General features: G+C 63.3%; 1 protein-coding gene. It reads right to left on the bottom strand.

The genetic code is table 11. From position 1 onward, the window contains the following. A partial coding sequence (locus IR141_RS12920; protein ID WP_209304461.1) for an Ig-like domain-containing protein occupies positions 1–406 on the bottom strand: 406 nt, incomplete at both ends.

Raw genomic sequence — 406 nt, 5'->3', positions numbered from 1 at the left:
CACCGAACCGGCGGGCGCATCGGTTTTGCCGCTGATGGTCGGGGTGTTGTCGCTGCTGTTGTCCGGCGCGTCTACGCTGATCATCGGGGCGGTGGTGTCGACCGAGCCGTTGTCTTTGGCTTTGCCTTCGTTGCCGGCGGGATCTTTCACCGAAGCTTCGGCGGTGTAGCCGCCGTCGGGCAGGGCTTTGGGCACGTCTACGCTGTAGCTGCCGTCTGCCTTGACGGTGGTGGTAACGGTTTGGCTTTGGCCGTCTGAACCGGTTACCACTACGGTTATCACCGAACCGGCGGGCGCATCGGTTTTGCCGCTGATGGTCGGGGTGTTGTCGCTGCTGTTGTCCGGCGCGTCTACGCTGATCATCGGGGCGGTGGTGTCGACCGAGCCGTTGTCTTTGGCTTTGCCT

The organism is Neisseria sp. 19428wB4_WF04 (assembly GCF_015235335.1).
Taxonomy (GTDB): Bacteria; Pseudomonadota; Gammaproteobacteria; order Burkholderiales; family Neisseriaceae; genus Neisseria; species Neisseria musculi.
Note: the sequence above shows the minus strand (reverse complement) of the source record. Positions and strands in the feature narration are given on the sequence as shown.